This is a genomic window from Coriobacteriia bacterium, assembly GCA_018368455.1.
In the GTDB taxonomy this organism is placed as follows: domain Bacteria; phylum Actinomycetota; class Coriobacteriia; order Coriobacteriales; family UMGS124; genus JAGZEG01.
The window spans coordinates 143,429-165,273 of sequence record JAGZEG010000003.1 but is presented as its reverse complement, the minus strand read 5'-3'; the positions used below and the strand labels follow the sequence as shown (position 1 = coordinate 165,273).

Sequence of the window (21,845 nt, the reverse complement as noted above, 5' to 3'; positions counted from 1 at the left end):
CATGTGGTCACCCTATCCTAGCGGATGCGCGCACCCAACGGCGCGGCAAGCACTTACTTGATGTCGGAGAGCTTGAAATCGTCGATGCCCTTGAAGACGTCGAGCGCCTCCTGAACGTCGTAGTCGGCGAACGTGATGGCGGAGATGGCCTTCGTCAGGCGCACGGCCTCGTCCAGAGAGCGCTGGTGGATGTTGCGGCCCGTGGCGTTGCCGTCAGCGCCGCCGACATGGATCTGCTCGTAGAGCTGCGTCAGGAACGTCTCGGCGTCGACGGTCGAACCGCCCGCGCACACGAGACCCGTGCGGCCAGCAGCCACGGAGGCCTGCTTGAGCAGCTGGGCGGACGTCGCGTCAGCCGTGTCAGCCGGCGGGTTCACCTTCACGAAGTCGGCGCCCAGGCACAGGGCGACGCCAGCTGCGCCGGCGATGAGGTCGGCGGCCTTCTCGTCAGTGACAGCCTTGCCACGCGGGTAGATCCACAGCACGACGAGCAGGCCGTTGGCGTGGGCGTCGGCGATGAGCTGGCCGGCCTCCTGCACCATGGTGGACTCATACTCGCTGCCGAGGTAGATCGTGTAACCGAGGCCGACGATGTTCACGCCGGCGTCGCGCATGTCAAGGACGGAGCCCAGGTCGTTGAGCTGCGGCGAATACGGATCAGACTGCGCCGTCTTCACGAGGTTCGTCTTGGAGTTCATCTTGACGAGGTAGTTGATCTCGGGGTAGTCCTGCGCATAGCGGGCGATGAGGCCGCGCTGGCCGGCAAGCACGCCGATGACGCCTTCGTCACCGATCTTGAACAGGTGCTCGGGATCGGCGTCAGCCGGGTCGATGCCCGGGCCGAAGAAGTCCTTGTTCATATGTTCGAACTTCTGGTCGCACGCGAAGAGCATGAGACGGCCCGTCCCCTGCGTGGCAGCCATGTAGTTGTCGATGTATGTCTCACGGAACTCGGGCATGACGTCGAGCGGAACGCGCACGTCCTCACGAGTGATCTTGGGCATTCTTCTGCTTCTCCTTCGTCAAAAGACCGATGTCCGCGCACTGCCTGCAACAAGCGGGCCCAGCGGCACAGAAACGATGCCACAATACACAGTGCCGCGTCCGCACATCCATAGCAGCAGGTCAAGAGTCGGTCATTTCAAAGAATCGCTACCGCGAGCGGCGAACTGTCGGGCAATCCGCGCAAGAGCTACGCGCCCACGACGTCGGAGAGATCGGCAACCGTGCGCACGTCGCGCAGGCGAGCATAGTCGATGCCGCAGCCGAACTCCTGCTCGAGCTGCACGCAGATGGCCATCATGTCAAACGACGTGCACCCGAGGTCCGCCACGAGATCCGCCTCGCCCGCAGGCGGTCGCTCCAGGCCGCAGACCTGCGCCACGACGCGCGCCGTTCGCTCGCAGTCCCCCATCAGCGCTCCCCCTTCGGTGTCGCAGACCTCACCAACTTGCCCGTCGGCGTCGTCGCCAGCGGCTCGGACGCCAGCTCCACATGCTCGATATGATGCGCCCCGTCAGCGCAGACGCCCCGAACGGCCGCCGCCACATCGGTTGCGGCATCAGCAGCAAAGACGCGAGCGGCCAAGCACGTGCCTTGGGGGCCATGCCAGCCATACACGAGCGCCTGGCGCACGCCCTCGATGCGACACACGGCTCGCTCCCAAGGCTCGGGAACAACGCCCGTGCCGTCGGCAAGCACGATGAGACCATCGAGGCGGCCCTCGACCCAAAGAAAGCCGTCGTCGTCGATCCGCCCGACGTCGCCCGTATGCAGCCAGCCGTCACGCAGCGCCCGAGACGTGAGGTCGGGCCTGCCGAGATAGCCCGCCATGACGTTTGAGCCCCTCACGAGGATCTCCCCGTCTGAGGCGATGCGAACCTCGTTGCAGTCGAGCGGCAGGCCAGCGCTACCGTCCTTGCGCCACGCGTCCCGGTTGACGCTGACACAGGGAGCGCACTCGGACAAGCCGTAGCAGCCGTATGCCTCGATGTCATAGCCTCGCAGGCCCGCGCACGTCACCGCGTCGACGCCCGCCCCGCCCACGAGCATCTTGCGCAGGCGTCCGCCCGTGACTCCTTTGGGGTCCGAGGCGCGCTCGAGCATGCCGAGCAGGGCAGCCGCGAAGCGAGGCGGAACGTTGAGCTGCGTCGGGGCGAAACGTGACAGTTGGGCAAACGATGCCGCAGGGGTGTCAGGGATGCAGATCGTACCGCCGACGGCAAGCGGCGCGAGCGCGTCGCACACGAGGCCAAAGCCGTGCCAGGCCGGTATGACGCTCAGCGTGCGGCACGCCGGAGGAAACGCGTAGCGGCGCAGGCCACCAAGCAAGTCGGTCACGAGGGCCCGCTGCGACAGGACGACGAGCTTGGGCTCGGAGCCCGACGATCCAGAGCTTCGCAGCACGCAACACGGCGCGTCGAGGTCGGAAATCGGCAGCTCGTCGACACACGACGCCCCGCCGCCGGTCCCCGCCATGAGCTCGCGAATCGCTTGTTCATCGAGCACGGCACAGGCGCGCACGTCAGCCCGAGATGCGTCGCTCGCCGGCCCCAGTAGAGCGACGCACCCGGAGGCAACAGAGCCGAGAAAAGCCGTCGTGAGCAGCTCGGGGTCGTCCGCGCACACATGCACGAGCGGTCGGCCTGCCAGCAAGGGGTCGGCCGCCCCAGGACACGCGCGAAGCCTCTCGGAAAGAGTGCGGCTCACGGCATCGACGCCGTCAGCCCACGCCGCATACGTCGTTACGCCGCCCACGCGCTCAAACGCGGCGGCAGAGGCGTGGCACGCCCGCGCGCGGCGAACAATATCGAGCAGATCGACAAGCTCGGGCGCCGCATAGTCAGCGTACGGTCCTCCGAGCGCCCCTCCGCAGCCCCGCGATCGCTCCCCCACCGTCACCGCACGTCCCCGCTTTCCCGCTCACCAAGCTCGCTGAACGGCGCAAGCCGTGCATAGAAGCGCTCGCGCGTCATCGCGAGCACATGGCAGTCGTGGTAGCTGCCGTCGAGATAGCGATATCCCCGCAGGCAGCCCTCCTCCTCAAAGCCGGCCTGCAGATTCGAGGCGAGGCTGCGCTCGTTGTAGCCGTACACGAGCGCGTAGATCTTGCGCAGGGGGTAGGCGCGAAACAGCTCGTCCATGAAGGTCGTGCCGATGCGACCCGCCACTCCCTTGTCCTGCCAGGCGGGCGCCAGTGAGACGCACACCTTGCAGTGCAGGTCAAATGGGCGGTAGTCGTAGGAAAACGCGATGCCCACGAGCTCGCCCGTGCCCTGGGCCCGCACGATGCGAACGTCGTGGTAGGAGTTGCGCAGCATGTCGTCGAGCCAGTCGCCAAACTCCTCGCGGCTCGTGATCGGCACACGCTCGGAGAACAGCGGCTGGCCCGTGGGGTCGCTGAACAGGGCAAACAGATCGTCAAGGTCGCGCTGGGCCTCGAAGCCCAGTACGTCGAGGCCCAGCATCGCTCCTAGCCCTTACGCTTGCTCGATGAGGCCTTGTCGTGGCCCGACGAGTGCCCGAACGAGGCACCGGCCGACGAGGCCCGCTTCGAGCCGGCCTTGACGATGCGGCCCGTGTTGCGGTCCTTGCGCGAGCTGTGACCCTTGCCGTCCGACGCGGCCCCGCTCGAACCCTTGCGATCGCTTCCGTCGCTGCTCATGAATCCTGTCCTTTCTCACAAACCGTTTTATCCGATGGAGCGTACGAGCGCGCGCTACGCCTCGACGGGCTGCAAAAGCGAGAAGTCTATCGTCGCGTAGTCAGCCCGCCACAGCGCATAGACGTCGTCCGCCTCTGTCTCGCCATACTCGATGATGTGGACAAGGCGGTCACCCGTGTAGTCCCACATGCCGCCGATGTTGTAGAGAAGCGCGGGATCCCAGCCCAGGAACGTCAGCAGGCTCTTCGTAAAGCCGGCGTATCCACCGCCTCCGCAGACGAGAAAGAGAGGCCTGTCCTTGGGGAACAGGTCATCGAGGATCGTGCGCGACTCCTTGAAGTTCGGCGTCGCCGACTCAATGCTTCCGTCCTCGTTCCACACGACGGTGTACAGCACGTCGCCGTCATAGGCGCCCTCGACCGGCAGCGGCTGCATCGTGCCGACGTAGGGATACGGCACGATGCGGAATCCCTCGAGGCACGACGACAGGTCAGGGTTGCCGTTCATGGCCCACCAGTCCGCCGGGTCGAAGAGCATGCGGCAGTCGCGATAGGCGACGTCAGGGCGGTTGAGGTAGTCGTCGATGTTGTGCACCGTGATGGCGCGGTCAACGCCAAAGGGGCTCTCGGGATCCGGGTCCGAGGGCGGCAGCGGCGGCAGGTCGTTCTTCGCAGAGGACGCCTTTTCAGATGCCGTTGCCAGGCGTGGGGCAGCGGCTGCGCCCAGCACGCCCAGAGCCGCCCCCTTCAGCAGGCGCCGCCGATCCACCGCACCGCCCATCTCATAGGTCATAGCCACTCTCCCTTGCTCGTAGATAACGGCACGACGGAAAGCGTGCCGGCGAGTTCATCATAGCAAGGCGCAGCTCAAGGTTCTATAACCTACTACGTAGGCAGGAGGGTAAAGGCAGTACCGACTGTTGGGTCACGCTGAGGCGCCGAGACCCTTGATCTCATAAACCAGCAGGTAAATGCCTATAGAGATTCATATGACCCCCTCTTGAGCGGGCTTCATAGCACCTCGTTTGCGAGCGCCTGGCGCACGTAGGGATTCGTCGCGCGCTCGACGCCGATCGTGCTCGCGGGCCCGTGACCCGGAAGCACGCGCACGGCATCGGGCAGCTTGGCGAGACGCGCGAGCGAGCTCGCGATGGCACGCCCGCTGCCGCCCTCGAGGTCTGTGCGGCCGCACGACCCCGCAAACAGCGTATCGCCCGTGAACGCCAGGCCACAGGCGCGCTCGTAGTACGTGACGCCGCCTTTGGAGTGGCCAGGGCAGTCGATGACCGCAAAGCTCAGCTCCCCCGCGGTCACGACGTCACGTCCGTGCACGGTACGCTCCGGAGGAGTGGGCACCTCGACAGCGGCGTAGTGGGCGTGCGCGGTGCGAGCGCGGCCCGGCTCAAGCATGCGGGCGTCGGCGTCGCCGATGTACCAGGGTGCCCCCGTCGCAGCGAGCGCATCGTTCAGGGCGCCCACGTGGTCGGCGTGGAAGTGCGTGATCAGCACGGCGCGCACGGGACGGCCCGCGAGGGCACGCTCGATGGCGGGCCAGTCGTCGCCAGGGTCCACGAGCACGGCACCGCCCTGGCCGTCGTCGACGATGTAGCAGTTCTCCTGCAGCGAGCCGACAACGACAGTCCGGACGCAACCAGCTGGCTCACGCACGGAACTAGTGGGAGTGGTGCTTGCCACGGCCCTTCCCCTCCCCCGACTCGCCCGGCAGCGCGCGTCGCGCATCCAGCACACCGTCGACCTGCTGCAGCAGCGAGAGCATCGCGTTGAGGCGTCCGATGTCGCCGAGCTCGATGAGGAAGCGCATGTTGGAGATGCCACTGCGATCCGTGCGCGTGCCCGACGACAGGATGTTGCCCCCCTGGTCCGAGATGACGACCGTGATGTCCGTGAGCAGACGCGTGCGATCGACGGCTTCGATGACGATCTCGACTTGGAACAGCGAGGCGCGTCCCGAGTCCCAGCGCACGCCGATCATGCGCCCCTCGGACTTCTGGAGGCTCGAGACGTTCGGGCAGTCGGCGCGGTGTACGCTGACACCGCGCCCGCGCGTGATGAAGCCCACGATGTCGTCGCCCATCACGGGGTTGCAACAGCGTGCGAGGCGCACGGGCAGCTCGGTGTCCGAGCCTTCGACGACGATGCCGTTGTTCGTGCGCTTGGCCGCCTCTCGGCGCTGGGCCGTCGTGGGACGAGCGATGCGCGGCGGCGTCATCGTCATGAGCGAGCCGGCGGTCGTCAAGCTTGCGAGCGCGCGCTTCTCGGCCTCAGCCTGGCTGTTTGTCGCGCCCTCGAGCTGGGCGCTCACCTTGTTCGCCACGAGGCGCGGCGACGTCTTGCCGTTCGCCACGGAGACAAATAGGTCATCAGGCGAGGCAAATCCGAGGATGGGCGCCACCTTCGCCATGGCGCGTGTCGTGCGCGGCGTCGCGATGCCCAGGCCCTGCTTACGCAGCTCTCGTGCCACCTCGTCACGACCGGCCGCAGCGTCGTCGGCCTTCGTCATCTTGGCAAAGAAGCTGCGAATCTTCGAGCGAGCCGACGGCGTCTTGACGATGGAGAGCCAGTCGCGCGAGGGGCTCGCGTTGTTCTGCGTCAGGATCTCAACGCGGTCGCCCATCTGCAGCTCGTAGGAGAGCGGCACGACGGAGCCGTTCACCTTTGCGCCGACGCAGTGGTTGCCGACCTCCGTGTGCACGGAGTACGCGAAGTCCAGCGGCGTCGATCCGGCGCGCAGGATGACGACCTCGCCCTTGGGCGTGAAGACGAACACCTCGGTGTCGAACAGGTCAATCTTGAGCGCGTTCAAGAACTCCTGCGGGTCGGACATGTCGTCCTGCTGAGTCCACTCGAGCGTGCGTCCGAGCAAGGCGAGCTGGTCGTCGAGCTTTTGGGCGCTCGTCTGCTTGTTGCCCTCGGAGTTGCCCGCCTGCTTGTAGAGCCAGTGCGCCGCGATGCCGTACTCGGCCTGCTGGTGCATCTCCTCCGTTCGGATCTGGATCTCCAGAGGTCGGCCCGCCGGCCCGATGACCGTCGTGTGCAGCGACTGGTACATGTTGAACTTCGGCATGGAGATGTAGTCCTTGAAGCGCCCGGGCATGGGGTGCCACTGGGCGTGCACGGCGCCGACGGCCGCATAGCAGTCGCGCACGTTCGTCGTGATGACGCGCAGCGCGATGAGGTCGTAGATCTCCGAGAAGTCCTTGCCGCGGTTCTTCATCTTCTGATAGATGGAGTACAGGTGTTTCGGGCGACCCATGATGCGGTAACCCTTGATGCCCGCGCGGTCGAGCTCGCCGCGCAGCATGCCGATGACCTCGTCGAGGTAGTGCTCGCGCTGCTCGCGCGTCTCGCTGACCATGCGCGCGATCTGGCGGTACTTCGCCGGCTCTAGGTAGCAGAACGACAGATCCTCGAGCTCCCACTTGATGGAGCTGATGCCGAGGCGGTTGGCCAGCGGGGCGTAGATCTCCATCGTCTCGTGAGCCTTGAATATGCGGCGATCTTCCGGGATGGCCATGAGCGTGCGCATGTTGTGCAGGCGGTCGGCCAGCTTGATGATGATGACGCGGATGTCCTTGGCCATGGCAAGGAACAGCTTGCGCAGGTTGAGCGCCTGCTGCTCAGACAGGGAGTCAACCTCGATGTTCGTGAGCTTCGTCACGCCGTCGACGAGCTCGGCCACCTGCGGGCCAAACATGTCAGTCAGCTGTTCAAGCGTCGTGTCCGTGTCCTCGACCGTGTCGTGCAGCAGGCCGGCACACAGCACGTCGACGTCGCTATGCAGGTTCTCGGCCAGGATGAGCGCCACCTCGACCGGGTGGCAGATGTACGGCTCGCCGCTCTTGCGCTTGACGCCAGCATGCTGTTTGGCGGCATAACGATAAGCGCGCGTCACCTTGTCGAGGTCGTCGGGGCCGAGATAGCTCCCCGCAGCCTCGAGCAGGCGTGGGAAGTTGTCGCGCCCCTCGTCCGTAGGCGCCTCGAGAGGCGCAGGCTTCGCAGGCGCGGCCGGCGCCTTCGCGGCGGGAGGCGTGGACCCGGCAGGGCTCGTGCCCGTCGCCGTCGCAGCCGTACGCGTGTCGTCACTCATCGGGTGCCTCCCTCGGTTCCATAGGGCACGATCGGCCGGCTGATGCGCGCGAGTATCTCATCGCCCGGCGAGCCCAGCGCCCAGTCGCTGTAGCGCGCGAACTCCTGCTGGGCACGCAACCCCTCGACGTAGCGAATGGATCGCGTCAGGTCCATGTGCTCGGGAGACGACACCATCTCGATGCGCCGGCGCGAGCCGAACCCCGTCGTACGCGCAAAGCCGAGCTCGCGGAAAATGGCGATGCCGCACGACACGGCGTGGTCGTCGATCGTGCAACGCGTCATCTGGGCGATGCAGTCACTCGCGAGGTCAGCGTTTGTCGCCGCAAAGCTCTGCTCGCCAGCCAGACGTGCGGCGCGGGCGCGTCCCATGAGCACGCGGTACAGCATGGCGAGGTCGTCGCGACTCGGTGCCTCCCGCGCGAGCAGGCGCTCGTCGGCCCGGCCGTCGCCCACGCTGTACGACAAGTGTACCCAGGCATCCTCTCCGTCGCGCCCCGCACGACCGCACATCTGGTTGAACGAGACCTCATCGAGCGGCAGGTGGTAGAGGACGACGTGGCGCACGTCCGGCAGGTTGACGCCCTCGCCGAACGCGCTCGTCGACACGACACATGTCAGCTCGCCCGAGCGGAACGCCGCTTCGACGCTTGCGCGGTCCTCGCGCGTGAGCCCACCGTTGTAGAACGCGACGCGGTGGCCGCACTCCCACACGCGGTGGCGCAGCATGCGCGCGACGCGCACCGTCTGCTCGCGTGTCGTGACGTACACGAGCGTCTTCTCGCCGCGCGCAAGCAGGCTCACGAGACGGTCGTCGCGCCCCGCCGTGTTGCGCTCGTCGATAAGCATGAGGTTGTCGCGGCGCGATGCGTCGATGACGACGCCGCGCTCATCTATGTCGAGCAGACGCTCAACCTCACGCGCAACGGAGGTGTCGGCCGTCGCCGTGACGGCGAGCACCGTTGGATGGCCAAGCTCAGAGAGGATGCGCGGCATCTCGAGGTAGGCCGGGCGCTTCGTCGCAGCTGCCAGCCCGGCGTGGTGCGCCTCGTCGACGACGACAAAGCCGACGCGACCCGAGGCTGCGAACTCGCCCGAGTGCAGCGCAAGAAACTCCGGCGTCGTCAGCACGATGTCGACGCCCCCGTCAGCCAGGCCCGCAAAGACGGCGTCACGCTGACCGAGCGGCGTCTCTCCCGTGAGCACGCGCGTCGTCATGCCGAGGCGGTCGAACACGCGCCCAAGGTGGAAGGCCTGGTCTGCAACGAGAGCCCTCAGCGGGTACACGAACACACTCGCGCGATGGTTCAGCAGGGCCGTACGTGCGGCGTGTACGTGGAATATGAGAGACTTGCCGCGACCTGTCGCCATGACGCAGAGCGTCGAGACGCCCGCGTCGAGGTTAGCGAGCGAGCGCTCCTGAGCCGGGAGCAGCTGAGCGTCGCCGATGAGCAGCGCACGCAGCTCGTCGGTGAGCTCTGCGGTGGAGAGCGACGCAAGGCGGGCGCGTTCGCGGCGGCGCTGGGCCGCCACGGCAAGAGCGTCGTCGCTGCCGGGCTCGCCGCGGCGCACGACGAGCACGTTGACGCCGCGGCTCGTGCCCACGTCGCCGCCCGTCACATCGCTGACGACAGCGGAGTAGGCGGCGCCGCGGTCGAGCTCGGGAGCGAGGGCCGCCGCGATGATGCGCTTGAGGTAGCCAACCTGCGTGCCATCAGCCGTACGCACGGCAACGGCGTTCGGGTCGTGCTCGTTGGACGGCTCGCGCTCGAGCACGAGCTCATCGCCGGCCTTCAGCCCGGCAAGGGCATCTTGGCGCCCCTCAAACGTCACGCCTACGACCTTCGTGTGGAACGACGACGCCTGGGAGATATCGGCGACCTCGCTCATGCCGAGGAACTCGTCGGAGCGCCCGAACAGGTCGTCAACGAGGCGAGCCGTCGCAGGATCGCAGCTGCCAGGTGCCTCCTCCGTGCGCAGCAGGACATCGCGCACGTGCAGCTTGACGCTCGTGCGCCCCTGCCATACCTCGACCTTGGGCTCGAACACGAGATCGATGGCGCCGTCATACTCGACAAGAGCCTCGGCATCGGCAGCGTTGAACATGATGCAGGGAACGGACGACGTCCCGTCCGTGACATTGAACGAGAGGTGCCTACCCCCCTCACCGCGCCGGCGTCGCTCCGTCATCGTGACGCCGCACGCCGCGAGGAGCGGGACCTCGTTCGCCTGGCCAAACGGGCGCAGGACGTCGAGCGAGCGAATGACGTCGATCGTCATCTCGGAAAGCGTCACCTCGGCAGCGACGCTGCGCCTGTCCTCAAACGCGCTGACCGGTAGCTCAGAGAGCACTTCTTCCATGCGGTCGCGGAACGCATCGAGGTTGGCGGACTCGAGCGTGACGCCCACGGCTCCGGCGTGGCCGCCAAAGCGCACGAGCAGGTCAGAGCAACGCTCGACAGCCTCGAACAGGTTGACGCTACCCACGGAGCGACCCGAGCCGCGCGCTATACCGTCAGATATCGTGAACAGGAGCGCCGGCACGTGGAAGTGGTTGACGAGACGGCTAGCGACGATGCCCTTGACGCCCTCGTGCCAGCCCTCGCCACCCACAACGATGACACGCCCGCCGTCGTACGTCGATTCGACGAGCGCCATGGCCTCGGACGAAAGCTCCGCCTCGATGGAGCGGCGTTCCTGGTTGATGGCCTCGAGCTGCGAGGCGAGGTCCTCGGCGCGCAGGGGATCCTCCGCCATGACGACGTCGAGGGCGAGCGCCGGGTCAGCCATGCGACCGGCGGAGTTCAAGCGCGGGATGACAGAGTAGGCTAGCTCGTCGGCCGTGACGTCCTCAAGAGGATGGCGCGCGCGGGCGGCAAGCGCCGCAAGGCCAGGCAGGCGCGCCGTGCGCAGGCGGGCGACGCCGTCGGCGACGAGCGAGCGGTTCTCACCCGTCAGCGGCATCATGTCGCTCACCGTGCCCAGCGTGGCGACGTCGGTGTACGTACGCCACAAGTCAGGGCGGCCACGACGGGCGCCAAGCTCGCAAATGACCTTAAGCGCGACGCCGACACCAGCAAGATCGCGGCTCGGGCAGTCGTCGTCGAGCTTGGGGTCGCACACGGGCACGCCCTGCGGCACGAGGTCGGCGGGCTCATGGTGGTCGGTGATCGCGACGTCGATGCCCTCGGCGAGGAGCATGGCGACCTCGTCTTTGCCGGCGATGCCCGTGTCAACCGTGACGATGAGGTCGGGGCTCGTCATCTCGACGAGCCGGTCGAGCGCAGCGCGGGACAAGCCGTAGCCCTCGTCGAAGCGGCGAGGGATGAACGGCGTCACCTCAGCGCCGAGCTCGCGCAGGGCGCGCGTCAAAAGACACGTCGCCGATATGCCGTCAACATCGAAGTCGCCGAACACCGCGATGCGCTCCCCCGCGTCAAGCGCCCGGTCGAGGCGCTCGACAACAGGCACAAGTCCCGGGATGAGCGCCGGGTCAACCCAGTCGCGCGTCAGCGACGGTGAGAGGAAGCGCTCGACGGCGTCGGGATCCGTGACGCCACGCCCCGCCATGATGCGGGCGACGAGCGGCGTCACACCCGTCTGTTCCTCGATGCGCGCAGCGAGCTGGGGATCGAAGCGCACGACCTCCCAACTTCTGCTGCGCGCAAGCGAGGACATTAGCGATCCTTCCCGGCGTCCGTCGCGTTCTCGCCGTAGCGCTGCTCAGCCTGGGCCCAGCGCTCCTCACGGCCCTTCCACAGCGCGTACAGCGGCGCCGCGATGGCGATGGAGGAGTAGGCGCCCAGGGAAAGGCCGAGGAACATGGCGAACGCAAAGCCCTTGAGCGTCTCGCCGCCAAACAGCAGCATGGCACCGACGGGCACGAGGCTGCACAGCGCCGTGTTCACGGAGCGGACGATGACCTGGTTCTCAGAGAAGTTCGTGATCTGGAGCGCCGTGCGGTGCACGCCGTCCTTCAGCGAGCGCATGTTCTCGTTGACGCGGTTGAACACGACGACGGTGTCGTACAGGCAGTAGCCCATGATCGTGAGAAGGGCTGCCACGACGTTCGGCGTGACTTCGAGCTGCGCCCAGGCGTACACGCCGATGACGATGATGAGCACGTGCAGCAGCGACAGCACTGCCATGAGCGACATCTTGAGCTCGTAGCGCACGGACACGAACGCGATGATGAGCGCGATAACGACAACGAACGCAATAGCGGAGCTGCGCGTAACGTCGCTACCCCAGTTCGGGCCGATGGTCGTAACCTGGTAGGAGTTGTCAGCCAGGCCAAGCTGAGACGCAATGCCCGCCGCGAGCTCATTTGCCGCGCTCGGATCCGTCTCGTTCGTACGCACGAGGAAACCGCGCGTGTCGCCGGACTGCGTCGTCTGGACAACGGCATCGCCAGCGCCACCCTGCGCGAAAGCGTCGCGCATGTCGGAGATCGTGATGTCACCCGCGTCGTTGAACGACACCTGCGTACCGCCGATGAAGTCGATGCCCAGGTTGATGCCGCGCACCGCGACGCCCACGATGGCAACGACGATGAGCACGATGGAGATGGCGAACAGGACGCGACGGTGCTTGACGAACTGGATCTCGTGCTTGAAGTGGCTACGCATCGAGCTCACCCCCCTTCCCGAGGCGCGCCTGCTGGGCGGCCTTCGCCTCCTCCATGTCGTGACGAACGCCCCAGAAGCCCGGGTTCTTCTCGATGACAGAGCGACCGAGCAGGCGCAGGACGGGCGTCGTGTAGCACAGCAGCGTGAAGAACGAGCACAGCACGCCGAGGGCCAGCGTCAGGCCGAAGCCCTTGACGGAGCCGACGCCGAGCAAGAACAGGCCGAGCGCAGAGATGAGCGTGACGACACCGGCGTCGAGCGCCGTCATGATGCCGTGCTTCGAGCCGGACTCACTCGCCTTGCGCGGCGCCTTGCCCATGCGGATCTCCTCGCGGAAGCGCTCGAGCACGAGGATTGAGGAGTCAGCCGCCATGCCGATCGTCAGCACGACGCCAGCCAGGCCAGGCAGCGACAGCGCGAAGGCGCCGAAGTGCGACAGCAGAGCGAGCAGGCCGAGGTAGACGATGCCGAACACGACGAGGGCGGTCACGGTGATGAGGCCGATGCCCTGGTAGAAGAAGAGCAGGTAGCACACGACGACCGCAAAGCCGACCGCGATGGCGATCAGGCCCTGCGTCAGCGAGTCCTGGCCGAGCGTCGGGCCGACGACGCGCGACTCGGAGTAGTCGAGCGTCACGGGCAGGGAGCCGGAGTCGAGCACGGTCTTGAGCTCCTTGGCCTCGTCGAGTGTGTAGTTGCCCGTGATGGCAACCTGGCCGTTCGCGATCTCGGACTGCACGGCGGGCGCGGAGTTCACGACGCCGTCGAGCACGATGGCGATGCGGCCGTTCGTAGGCGCCAGCACCTTCGTGACGTCGGCGAACTGCTGCGTGCCGTGGGAGTTGAGCGTGATGTTGACGGCGTAGTACGCGCTGCCCGCCGACTGCTGGCTGATCGTGACGTTCGAGATGTCGTCGCCCGTCATGAACGCGGTGTAGCTGCCCTGCTTCAGCTCGACGCCGGACTGCCCGTTGTTGATCTTGAGCAGCGCGTCCTGGTCAGCGACGTCCATCAGGTCGACGAACTCGAGCATGCCCGTGCGGCCGATCGTGTCGATGGCCTGCTGGGCGTCCGTTGCGCCCGGGATCTGCACGAGGATGGAGTTGCTCCCCTGCTTCTGCACGGTGGCTTCGCTCGCGCCGAGCGAGTTCACGCGGTTCTGTACGATGGAGACGGCCTTCTCCATGTCCTCGTCCGTGACGGCCGAGCCGTCCGGCTTGCTCGCCGTCATGATGACGGACACACCGCCCTGTAGGTCGAGGCCCTGCGTGATCTTCTCGCCGAGCGGCGTGAAGCCGATGACGCAGCACACAAGGATGACGGCGAGCGCGATGAGCGTTCCCGCGTAGCGCCGCACCTCTGCGGGGCGACGCTTGCCCGACCCGCCCTTCTTGGGCGCGCGACGCTTTGCTTGACCCGCGCCACCCGTCTGTTTGGCCCACTCCCGCGACGCCGTCGTGTGCGTACGCTCCTGCGAGCCCTCCCGCTTCGAATCTCGATCTGCCATGAACAACCTTCCCTGGGTACACCGGCCGTCCACGCCGGGACAGCCTTATCGCAAGGTAACGATCGGTCATTGTATACCAACCGCAGCTCGAGACGGCACCGCAACACGGGACGCACGCACGACAGAAGGGCCGCTCACGCCAACGCGAGCGACCCTTCACAAAATCACGCAATAAATGCGACGCTAGGCTCCGCCCCGTCCCGCTACTTGAGCGTGATGATGGATGGGCCGTTCGTGTCCACCTCTCCGTAGCCGTACGCGGGACGCTCGCCGTTGTCGACGATATGTCGCGCGACCTCGCTCACCTGCTCGGGCGCTATGCCGTCGAAGCGGTGGCAGGCGCACAGGTGGCCCGGCTTCACCTCGCGCAGGTCCGGGTGGGCCAGGTCGCAGCGCTTGATCTTCGCGAAGCAGCGCGATGCGAAGCGGCAGCCGTCCGGCGGGTCAATAGGGCTCGGCACGTCACCCTCGAGGATGATGCGCTCGCGCATGAGGTGCGGGTTCGTCGAGGGAATGGCCGACAGGAGCGCCTGCGTGTAGGGGCAGAGCGGGTCGTGGTACAGCTTCGCCTTCGGGGCAATCTCCATGAGTCTGCCCATGTACATTACGCCGACGCGGTCAGAGATGTGCTTGACGACGTTGAGGCCGTGGGCGATGAACAGGTACGTGAGGCCCAGGTCCTCCTTGAGTTCGTCAAGCAGGTTGAGCACCTGCGCCTGAATGGACACGTCCAGGGCCGAGACCGGCTCGTCGCACACGATGAGCTTCGGGCTCACGGCGAGGGCACGCGCGATGCCGACGCGCTGGCGCTGGCCGCCTGAGAACTCGTGCGGATAGCGCGTCCTCGTGTAGCTCGGCAGGCCAACGCGCTCGAGGAGCTCGCACACGCGGGCGTCGATCTTGTCAGCCGGCAGCAGCTTGTTCGTCTTGATGGGCTCCGCGACGATCTGTCCGATCGTCATGCGCGGGTTGAGGCTCGCGTAGGGATCCTGGAATATGAGCTGGATGTCGCGGGCGTGGGCACGGCGCTCCTTCGGGGACAGGGAGGCGAGGTCCTTGCCCTCGAACATGATCTGGCCGCCTGTCGGGCGCAGCAGGCCCGCCAGCATCTTGCCAACGGTCGTCTTGCCGCAGCCCGACTCGCCCACGAGGCCGAACGCCTCGCCACGGTTGATGGAGAAGCTCACGTCGTCGACCGCGTGCACCCAGCTCGTGGGCTTGCCGAAGAAGTTGGCGTCAGCGACAAAGTGCTTCGTCAGGTGCCGCACCTCGAGCAGCGGCGTATCGGCCGGCATCTTCTCGCCCCTCAGGCGCGTCGCGGCGTCATCGGCCACCTCGGGCCTGTCGAGCACGGCGGCAGCAGCACTAGCCATGGCGCACCTCCTCACCCTTCACGCCGGGCAGCTTGGGGTCGTCCCAGCTTGCGGTCTCGGCATTGACGTTCTCGCCCGCGTTGGCACCGTTCTCGTACAGGAAGCAGCGCACGCGGCGCCCGGGCTGGCCGGGCAGGTCGTACATCTGGGGCATGTGCTCGCGGCACCGCTGCGTGCAGCGCTCGCAGCGGTCGGAGAACGGGCAGCCCGGCGGCATGTCGAGCGGGTTGGGCACGACGCCCGGGATCATGAATAGCTTCTCGGAGCTCTCGTCCTCAAGGCGCGGGATAGAGCGGAGCAGGCCGAGCGTGTAGGGGTGTTTCTGGGCGTCGAACAGCGGAACCTTCGGCGCCTCCTCGACGATCTGGCCGCAGTACATGACCTCGACCTTCTCGGCGATCTCGCTCACGACGCCCAGGTCGTGCGTGATGAGCATGACAGCCATGTTGTACTCGTTCTTCAGCTTGTACAGCAGGTCGAGGATCTGCGCCTGAATCGTCACGTCGAGCGCCGTCGTCGGTTCGTCCGCGATCAGGAGCTGGGGGTTGCACGACAGTGCCATGGCGATCATGACGCGCTGGCGCATGCCACCCGACATCTGGTGAGGGTAGTCGCGGGCACGCTTCGCGGGGTCGGGGATGCCGACGATGCGCAGCATGTCGACGGCCTTGTCCCACGCCTCCTTCTTGGACATGTGGGAGTGCGTGCGGATGGCCTCGACGATCTGGTCACCTACGCGGTAGACGGGGTTGAGCGACGTCATCGGCTCCTGGAAGATCATGGAGACGCGGTCGCCGCGGACCTTCTCCATGTCGCGCTCGTTGAGCTCGAGCAGGTCGCGCCCCTCGAACAGCACCTTTCCCGAGGCGACGTGACCCGGTTCTTCGAGCAGGCGCATGATGGACAGCGACGTGACGGACTTGCCGGAGCCGGACTCGCCCACGACGGCGACGACCTGGCCGGCGTCGATGGACAGGCTCACGTCGTTGACCGCACGGACGACGCCGCGACGCGTGGGGAACTCCGTAACGAGGTCCTTGACTTCAAGCAGCATTGTCCTCACCTCTTCCGCGACTTGGGATCGAGCGCGTCGCGGATGCCGTCGCCCAGGATGTTAAACGCCAGCACGGCGATCGTGATGGCAAGGCCGGGGTAGATCATCGTCCACGGGGCCATGAAGATATAGCTGCGGCCGCGACCAAGCATGTCGCCCCACTCTGCCGCCGGCGGCTGTACGCCCAGACCGAGGAAGCCGAGCGCGGCGCAGTCGAGGATGGCGCCGGAGATGCCGAGCGTGGCGCGCACGATGATGCTGGGCACGACGTTGGGCAACACGTGGCGGAAGATGATGACGGCGTCGGAGTCGCCGATGACGCGCGCCGCAGCCACATAGTCGTTGCTCTTCACCGACAGGATCTGCGAGCGGACGATGCGGGCGTATTCCGGGATGGACACGATGCCGATGGCGATGACCGCCTTGTCGATGCCCTTGCCCAGGGCCGCCATGAGCGCGATTGCCAGCAGCAGCGAGGGAATGGCGAGCATCATGTCCATGATGCGCATGATAAGCGTGTCGACCCAGCCACCCTTGTAGCCAGCGATGGCACCGAGCGCCACGCCGATGACGAGCGAGATGGACACGGCGAGCAGGCCGCACACCAGGGAGATGCGCGTTCCGACAAGGATGCGCGAGAAGATGTCGCGGCCCTGCTGGTCGGTGCCCGCCCAGTGCTCGGCGCTGGGGGCCTGGAACGACGCGGACAGGTCCTGCTCGTAGGGGTCGTAGGGAAGCACCTGCGGGAACGCTGTCGTGACGATGGCGATGAGCGCCAACAGCACGATAACGACGAGGCTGACCATGGCTGCCTTGTTGTGCAGCAGGTTCACCCACATAGCATGCCAGGGCGACTCCGCCTTGCCCGTGACGCGGGCGTTGACCGCGAGCTCGGCAGACTGGGGCGCGGGGCTTTCGGTAGCTGCCATCGCTCTCACCCCTCTTCCTTCGAGTACTTGATGCGCGGGTCAAGATAGGCGTAGATGACGTCAACGAGCAGGTTCATCACGATGAAGATGACGCCCGTGAGCAGCACCGTTCCCTGTACGACGGGGAAGTCCGACTTCACGATGGAGTCGACGGCGTACTTGCCGACGCCCGGCCAGGCAAAGACGGTCTCCGTGAGCATGGCGCCGCCCATGAGGCCGCCGAGCTGCAGGCCAATGATCGTCGTGACCGGCAGCATGGCGTTGCGCAGCGCGTGGTGGCGCACGACGCGGCCGGCGCGCAGGCCCTTGGCGTGGGCCGTCCGCACATAGTCCTCAGAGAGCGACTCAAGCATGCTCGAGCGCGTCATGCGGGCGATGATGGCCATGGAGTACAGCGACAGGGCAAGGGCGGGCAGGATGAGGTGCTGTATCGCATTACCGAACGCCTGGAAGTCTCCCTTGGCGAGCGTGTCGATCAAATAGAAGCCCGTTCCGCCCGTCGGCTGCATGATGGGGTCGATGCGGCCCGTGCTCGGCAGGATGTGCAGCGTGCCTGCAAAGAAGATGATGAACAGGATACCGATCCAGAACACGGGCATCGAGACGCCGGCCAGGGCGAGCAGCATCGTGATGCGGTCGACGATCTTGTCCTTGTGCGTTGCCGCCAGCACGCCGAGCGTGATGCCCACGATCGCGGCTATGAGGATGGCGAACAAGGCGAGCTCGATCGTCGCCGGGAAGCGCTTGAATATCTCGTCGGCCACGGGCGTGTGCGTGTAGTACGACATGCCGAAATCGCCGTGCAGCGCACCCCACAGGAAGTCCCAGTACTGCTCGAGCATCGGCTTGTTAAGGCCGTACTCCTCGCGCCACTCGTTGATCGCCTCCTGCGTGGCGTGGTCGCCCAAGACCACGCCAGCGGGGTCGGGCGAGAAGGCTCGCATGATGAGGAACACGATGATGGACACGCCGAGCAGCACGGGGATGGCCATCAGGAGCCTCTTGATGATGAACTTCAGCACGAGCCTCGCCTCCTCTCTCTCCTATTTGACGAACCGCCCCAAACAGCGGGACGGCCCGTCTGCCTGCGTTCTCAGACGGGCCGTCCCCAAGGGCGGACCCAGCCGACTCCCTACGATCGATGCGCTACGCCAGCACCTGCAGGTTCTCGATGCGGACGTCGTCGACGATGTGGTAGTTCATGTTCTGGACCTTGGGGCTGTAGCCCGTCAGCACCTTCGTGTGGCTGATGACAAGCCACGGCACCTTCTCGGCCACGATCTCCTCGCAGCGCTTGTAGATCGCGTCGCGCTCCTCGCCGTCCTCGAGCTCCACGCCCTGCTTGATGAGGTCCTTGTACTCCGCGTCCTCAAAGTGGGCCGTGTTCAGGCCGTCGAACGAGTCAGCAAGCAGGTTCATGAAGTTGTCCGGGTCGCCGTTGTCGCCCGACCAGCCGTTGAACGCCAGGTCGAAGTCATGGGCGTTCAGCCTCTGCTTGTACGTCGTCCAGTCATACGTGTCGACCGTGACGTTGACGCCGATCTTGGCGAGGTAACCCTGGATAGCCTCGCCCAGCGTCTGGCCCGTGGCGGGGTTGTACGGGCGCGGGTTGGAGTACGTGATCATGTGGAGCTCGGTCACGCCAGCAGCCGACAGGGCGGCCTGAGCGGCCTCGGGGTCATACTCGGGCTGCTTGATGTCCTTGACGTAGGGAGCCATCGACTCGGGCATGACGGAGTTCGCCGGCGTGGCATAGTCACCGTAGAGCGCCTTGACGAGCTCGGGCACGTTGATGGCCTGGCACACGGCCTTGCGCAGGCTGGCGTCCGTGAAAATGGACTGGTCACAGTTGAACAGCATGTAGTTGATGTTCAGGCCGTCAACCTCGAACAGCGAGTAGCCGGAGTTCGTCACCGTGCTCGCGACGGTCGAGTCAACGCCCGTGATGACGTCGACCTCGCCGTTGACCAGGGCCATGACGCGGCTCGCGTTCTCAGCGATGAAACGATAGACGATGTTCTGCGTCTTGCCGGCGTGCTCGGCATCCCAGTACTCGTCAAAGCGCGTGAGCACGAGGTTGTCGGCCTTCGTCCAGCTGACGAACTTGTAGGGGCCCGTGCCGACGAGCGTCTCCGTGAAGCGGCCACCCACCTCGTCGAGCGCCTTCTTCGAGAGGATGGGGGCGCCCAGACCCAGAGCCATGTTCTTGATGAGCGTCGTGTTGACGGAGCGCAGCTTAAAGACGACCGTGTAGTCGTCGGGAGCCTCGATCGTAGAGACGCCCGTCTGCGTGTCGGAGTCGCCGAAGATGAACGACGCGTAGGACATGTCGGTGTCGCGGTTCTCCTCGAGCTGGCGCCCGAGCGAGGCAACGACGTCAGCGGAGGTCATCTCCTCGCCGTTGTGGAACTTGACGCCCTTGCGCAGGTGGAACGTATAGGTGAGTTGGTCGTCGGAGATGTCCCAGCTCTCGGCGAGGCAGGGCTCGATGTCGGTCGAGTCCGCAGCAAAGCGAAGCATGGACTCGCACATCTCGCGAACAACGGCACGGGAGTCGCCATCGGAGAAATAAGCGGGGTCGAGCGACGTGGGCTCGGCGCCCTGGGCAAACGTGACCGTGTCCTTGTACTCGCCATCAGCCAGCGCGGTGGCAGGATGCGCGACGGAGGCCGCGATGCCGCCCATCATCGAGAAGACGCCGGCGGCGGCGAAAAGCTTGCAGAGCTGGCGGCGCGAGACGCTCACGTCGGCCGCGGATGAGGTTGTGCTGTTCATGGGCTGTCCTCCCAGGGCTATGCGCCGTTAGGGCGCGCAAACGTGACGTGCTTTATTAAGGCAAAGTACGCCGCGCAATACCCTGGGATTTACGGGCTTTAACTTCTCAGAAATAATTCAGTTACATGGAGAACATATCGACTCAGATTCATTTACAGTGCATTTCTTGGGCGTTGATATTCATCTTTATGGTGAGAGCACGAAATGGGGCGGTAAACGGCGCGATGCGTGGAGACAGAGCAAAAGAAACGGGCGCCCCACAGGGACGCCCGTCAGGTGAACCGCATGCATACGCGCCATCAGGCAACGCCAGAAGCCGCCCGCCGATCAATCAACGCCCGCCGGACGCGCAGGACCGCGTAGAGCACGACGAGCACCGTATAGACAATGAGGCTTGCCAAGCCCTTATGCGAGCCGCCGAGCGCCGACGTTCCGAGGAAGAACAGAATGTGCGCGAGATAGAGCGCGACCATGAGGTAGGCCAGACGCTGGATGTTCTTCCACACACGCGGGTTCATGTGGCGGCGCACAGTCCGAAACGACATGACGCCCAGCGCCACAAAGATCACGGCGAGCACAAGCGCAACGACAATGGAGACGCGAACGTTCACCTTGAGCACGGCGCCACCCAGTAAGCGCTCGAGATAGGACGGCAAGAACACAGCAAGGTGCCCCAGGATGAATATGAACGACAGCACGGACAGCTCACCGCGCACGAGACGCCACTGGTGGCGCAGCTTCGACGAGGCGTCGAGGCATCCCGTAAACATAACGATGCCAAGCAGCACCGACGAGAGATAGCCCTTCTGGAGCACGAACGTCGCCCACTGCCAGTGGCGCAGGTTTACGTCTTGCGACACGGCCCACACATACGCCGCCACAACGACAAACGCGCCGACATAAAACGGTGTCGCGTGGTCACGCAGCGTCTTGGCCAGCGGGAATGCCAGAAGCATCGCCACGACGAGAGAGATGCCCAGCGCAATGAGACTCGATACGTCGATCACGAGCGCACCCCCTACGCGCACGCGACGGCAGGCTCGGCCTGCACGACATGGGAGGCGATGCTCTCGAGCGCCACGCGACTCTGCTCGAGCGCGCCCTGAACAACGAGCAGCATGCCGGTATAGAACGTCGTCTTGGCGTAGGAGGCCGCCACGTCGCGCAGCTCCCCCACCCAGTTGAGCAGGTGAGCGTCGATGAACGCCACCTGACGAGCCGCATTAGACGCAAGCGCCGCGTTATCGCCGGCGTCAAGAGCTGCAAGCGCCCGCGTGCACATGTGAGAAAGATACTCGAGCTCGAACGAGAGGTGGTCCTCTGGCTCGTGAAGCTCGGGGTTCACGACAAAGCCGTCGTCAGCAAAGCGGCGTACGACGTCGTCGCGCGACTCTTGCATCATGATGTGCAGCTCGCTCGTAAACACGGACTCGTATGGCACGGCCGTCATCTTATCCTGAGAGAACACGCCCGCCGCAAGGAAGATGCGCGCGTACTCGACCGCGAGCGCGCCGCGCATGTCGGAGGGGGCAAAGTGGAAGAAGCGACGCAGCTGCGCATAGCCGCGATCGAGCGTATCGTTGCCGGTGTCGCGCGGCCACTCCTGGGCTGCCAAGTCGGCGATGGCCTCCTCATTCAGCTCTCGGAACAGCACCTGCGACAGGAAGCGATACGTCTCGATGCCCGCCTCAAAGAACTCCCGCAGCTCAGTCTTCTCCCACATGACCGCACACCTCTCTCCCCTTCAAAGGCGCCGGGCCCATGTCCCCGACCCGGCGCCCTCAGATCAACCTAAGTTGGATTGCTCTT

General features: G+C 65.7%; 18 protein-coding genes. All 18 read right to left on the bottom strand.

Features of this window, described 5'->3' with window-relative positions; genetic code table 11:
- Positions 1-53: 53 nt before the first annotated feature.
- Positions 54-1,004 (bottom strand): aldolase, encoded by a 951-nt coding sequence (locus KHZ24_02925; GenBank protein MBS5450158.1) that lies wholly within the window; start codon positions 1,002-1,004, stop codon positions 54-56.
- Between the two features lie 188 nt (positions 1,005-1,192).
- Complete coding sequence (locus KHZ24_02920; protein ID MBS5450157.1) at positions 1,193-1,414, bottom strand: acyl carrier protein; 222 nt, start codon at positions 1,412-1,414, stop codon at positions 1,193-1,195.
- On the bottom strand, positions 1,414-2,895 hold the full coding sequence (locus KHZ24_02915) for an AMP-binding protein (GenBank protein ID MBS5450156.1): 1,482 nt from the start codon (positions 2,893-2,895) through the stop codon (positions 1,414-1,416). The genes KHZ24_02920 and KHZ24_02915 overlap by 1 nt, the downstream gene beginning before the upstream one ends.
- A 2-nt stretch (positions 2,896-2,897) precedes the next feature.
- Entirely contained in the window at positions 2,898-3,467 is a 570-nt protein-coding gene (locus KHZ24_02910; protein MBS5450155.1) for a GNAT family N-acetyltransferase, read from the bottom strand.
- A 5-nt stretch (positions 3,468-3,472) separates the two neighbouring features.
- Positions 3,473-3,664, bottom strand: a complete 192-nt coding sequence (locus KHZ24_02905; GenBank protein MBS5450154.1) for a hypothetical protein — start codon at positions 3,662-3,664, stop codon at positions 3,473-3,475.
- A 54-nt stretch (positions 3,665-3,718) separates the two neighbouring features.
- Positions 3,719-4,456 carry a hypothetical protein gene (locus tag KHZ24_02900; protein ID MBS5450153.1) on the bottom strand — a complete coding sequence of 246 codons (738 nt, stop codon included), beginning with the start codon at positions 4,454-4,456 and terminating at the stop codon, positions 3,719-3,721.
- A 218-nt stretch (positions 4,457-4,674) separates the two neighbouring features.
- Positions 4,675-5,358 (bottom strand): MBL fold metallo-hydrolase, encoded by a 684-nt coding sequence (locus KHZ24_02895; protein ID MBS5450152.1) that lies wholly within the window; start codon positions 5,356-5,358, stop codon positions 4,675-4,677.
- Complete coding sequence (locus tag KHZ24_02890; GenBank protein ID MBS5450151.1) at positions 5,336-7,771, bottom strand: bifunctional (p)ppGpp synthetase/guanosine-3',5'-bis(diphosphate) 3'-pyrophosphohydrolase; 2,436 nt, start codon at positions 7,769-7,771, stop codon at positions 5,336-5,338. Before KHZ24_02890 ends, KHZ24_02895 begins: the two co-directional genes overlap by 23 nt.
- Complete coding sequence (recJ, locus tag KHZ24_02885) at positions 7,768-11,448, bottom strand: single-stranded-DNA-specific exonuclease RecJ (protein MBS5450150.1); 3,681 nt, start codon at positions 11,446-11,448, stop codon at positions 7,768-7,770. The genes KHZ24_02890 and recJ overlap by 4 nt, the downstream gene beginning before the upstream one ends.
- Positions 11,448-12,398: a protein translocase subunit SecF gene (secF, locus tag KHZ24_02880; GenBank protein MBS5450149.1), complete on the bottom strand. Its 951-nt coding sequence runs from the start codon at positions 12,396-12,398 to the stop codon at positions 11,448-11,450. Before secF ends, recJ begins: the two co-directional genes overlap by 1 nt.
- A complete protein-coding gene (secD, locus tag KHZ24_02875; GenBank protein ID MBS5450148.1) occupies positions 12,391-13,905 on the bottom strand; it encodes a protein translocase subunit SecD in 1,515 nt (504 codons plus the stop codon). Before secD ends, secF begins: the two co-directional genes overlap by 8 nt.
- A gap of 203 nt (positions 13,906-14,108) precedes the next feature.
- Entirely contained in the window at positions 14,109-15,200 is a 1,092-nt protein-coding gene (locus KHZ24_02870; protein ID MBS5450147.1) for an ATP-binding cassette domain-containing protein, read from the bottom strand.
- 70 nt (positions 15,201-15,270) lie between these two features.
- Positions 15,271-16,332 carry an ABC transporter ATP-binding protein gene (locus KHZ24_02865; protein ID MBS5450146.1) on the bottom strand — a complete coding sequence of 354 codons (1,062 nt, stop codon included), beginning with the start codon at positions 16,330-16,332 and terminating at the stop codon, positions 15,271-15,273.
- 5 nt (positions 16,333-16,337) lie between these two features.
- Positions 16,338-17,261, bottom strand: coding sequence for an ABC transporter permease (locus KHZ24_02860; GenBank protein MBS5450145.1), 924 nt, complete (start codon positions 17,259-17,261; stop codon positions 16,338-16,340).
- Positions 17,262-17,266: 5 nt separating this feature from the next.
- Entirely contained in the window at positions 17,267-18,283 is a 1,017-nt protein-coding gene (locus KHZ24_02855) for an ABC transporter permease (GenBank protein ID MBS5450144.1), read from the bottom strand.
- A 124-nt stretch (positions 18,284-18,407) separates the two neighbouring features.
- Positions 18,408-20,036, bottom strand: a complete 1,629-nt coding sequence (locus KHZ24_02850) for an ABC transporter substrate-binding protein (protein ID MBS5450143.1) — start codon at positions 20,034-20,036, stop codon at positions 18,408-18,410.
- Between the two features lie 299 nt (positions 20,037-20,335).
- Positions 20,336-21,043 carry a ferric reductase-like transmembrane domain-containing protein gene (locus KHZ24_02845; protein ID MBS5450142.1) on the bottom strand — a complete coding sequence of 236 codons (708 nt, stop codon included), beginning with the start codon at positions 21,041-21,043 and terminating at the stop codon, positions 20,336-20,338.
- Between the two features lie 11 nt (positions 21,044-21,054).
- On the bottom strand, positions 21,055-21,759 hold the full coding sequence (locus tag KHZ24_02840; GenBank protein MBS5450141.1) for a molecular chaperone TorD family protein: 705 nt from the start codon (positions 21,757-21,759) through the stop codon (positions 21,055-21,057).
- Positions 21,760-21,845: the final 86 nt, after the last annotated feature.

Coding starts and splice junctions, on each gene's coding strand:
- KHZ24_02925 (MBS5450158.1), bottom strand. CDS start 1,004: ATGCCCAAGATCACTCGTGAGGACGTGCGCGTTCCGCTCGACGTCATG.
- KHZ24_02920 (MBS5450157.1), bottom strand. CDS start 1,414: ATGGGGGACTGCGAGCGAACGGCGCGCGTCGTGGCGCAGGTCTGCGGC.
- KHZ24_02910 (MBS5450155.1), bottom strand. CDS start 3,467: ATGCTGGGCCTCGACGTACTGGGCTTCGAGGCCCAGCGCGACCTTGAC.
- KHZ24_02905 (MBS5450154.1), bottom strand. CDS start 3,664: ATGAGCAGCGACGGAAGCGATCGCAAGGGTTCGAGCGGGGCCGCGTCG.
- KHZ24_02900 (MBS5450153.1), bottom strand. CDS start 4,456: ATGACCTATGAGATGGGCGGTGCGGTGGATCGGCGGCGCCTGCTGAAG.
- KHZ24_02890 (MBS5450151.1), bottom strand. CDS start 7,771: ATGAGTGACGACACGCGTACGGCTGCGACGGCGACGGGCACGAGCCCT.
- recJ (MBS5450150.1), bottom strand. CDS start 11,448: ATGTCCTCGCTTGCGCGCAGCAGAAGTTGGGAGGTCGTGCGCTTCGAT.
- secF (MBS5450149.1), bottom strand. CDS start 12,398: ATGCGTAGCCACTTCAAGCACGAGATCCAGTTCGTCAAGCACCGTCGC.
- secD (MBS5450148.1), bottom strand. CDS start 13,905: ATGGCAGATCGAGATTCGAAGCGGGAGGGCTCGCAGGAGCGTACGCAC.
- KHZ24_02870 (MBS5450147.1), bottom strand. CDS start 15,200: ATGCCGGCCGATACGCCGCTGCTCGAGGTGCGGCACCTGACGAAGCAC.
- KHZ24_02865 (MBS5450146.1), bottom strand. CDS start 16,332: ATGCTGCTTGAAGTCAAGGACCTCGTTACGGAGTTCCCCACGCGTCGC.
- KHZ24_02860 (MBS5450145.1), bottom strand. CDS start 17,261: ATGGCAGCTACCGAAAGCCCCGCGCCCCAGTCTGCCGAGCTCGCGGTC.
- KHZ24_02850 (MBS5450143.1), bottom strand. CDS start 20,036: ATGAACAGCACAACCTCATCCGCGGCCGACGTGAGCGTCTCGCGCCGC.
- KHZ24_02840 (MBS5450141.1), bottom strand. CDS start 21,759: ATGTGGGAGAAGACTGAGCTGCGGGAGTTCTTTGAGGCGGGCATCGAG.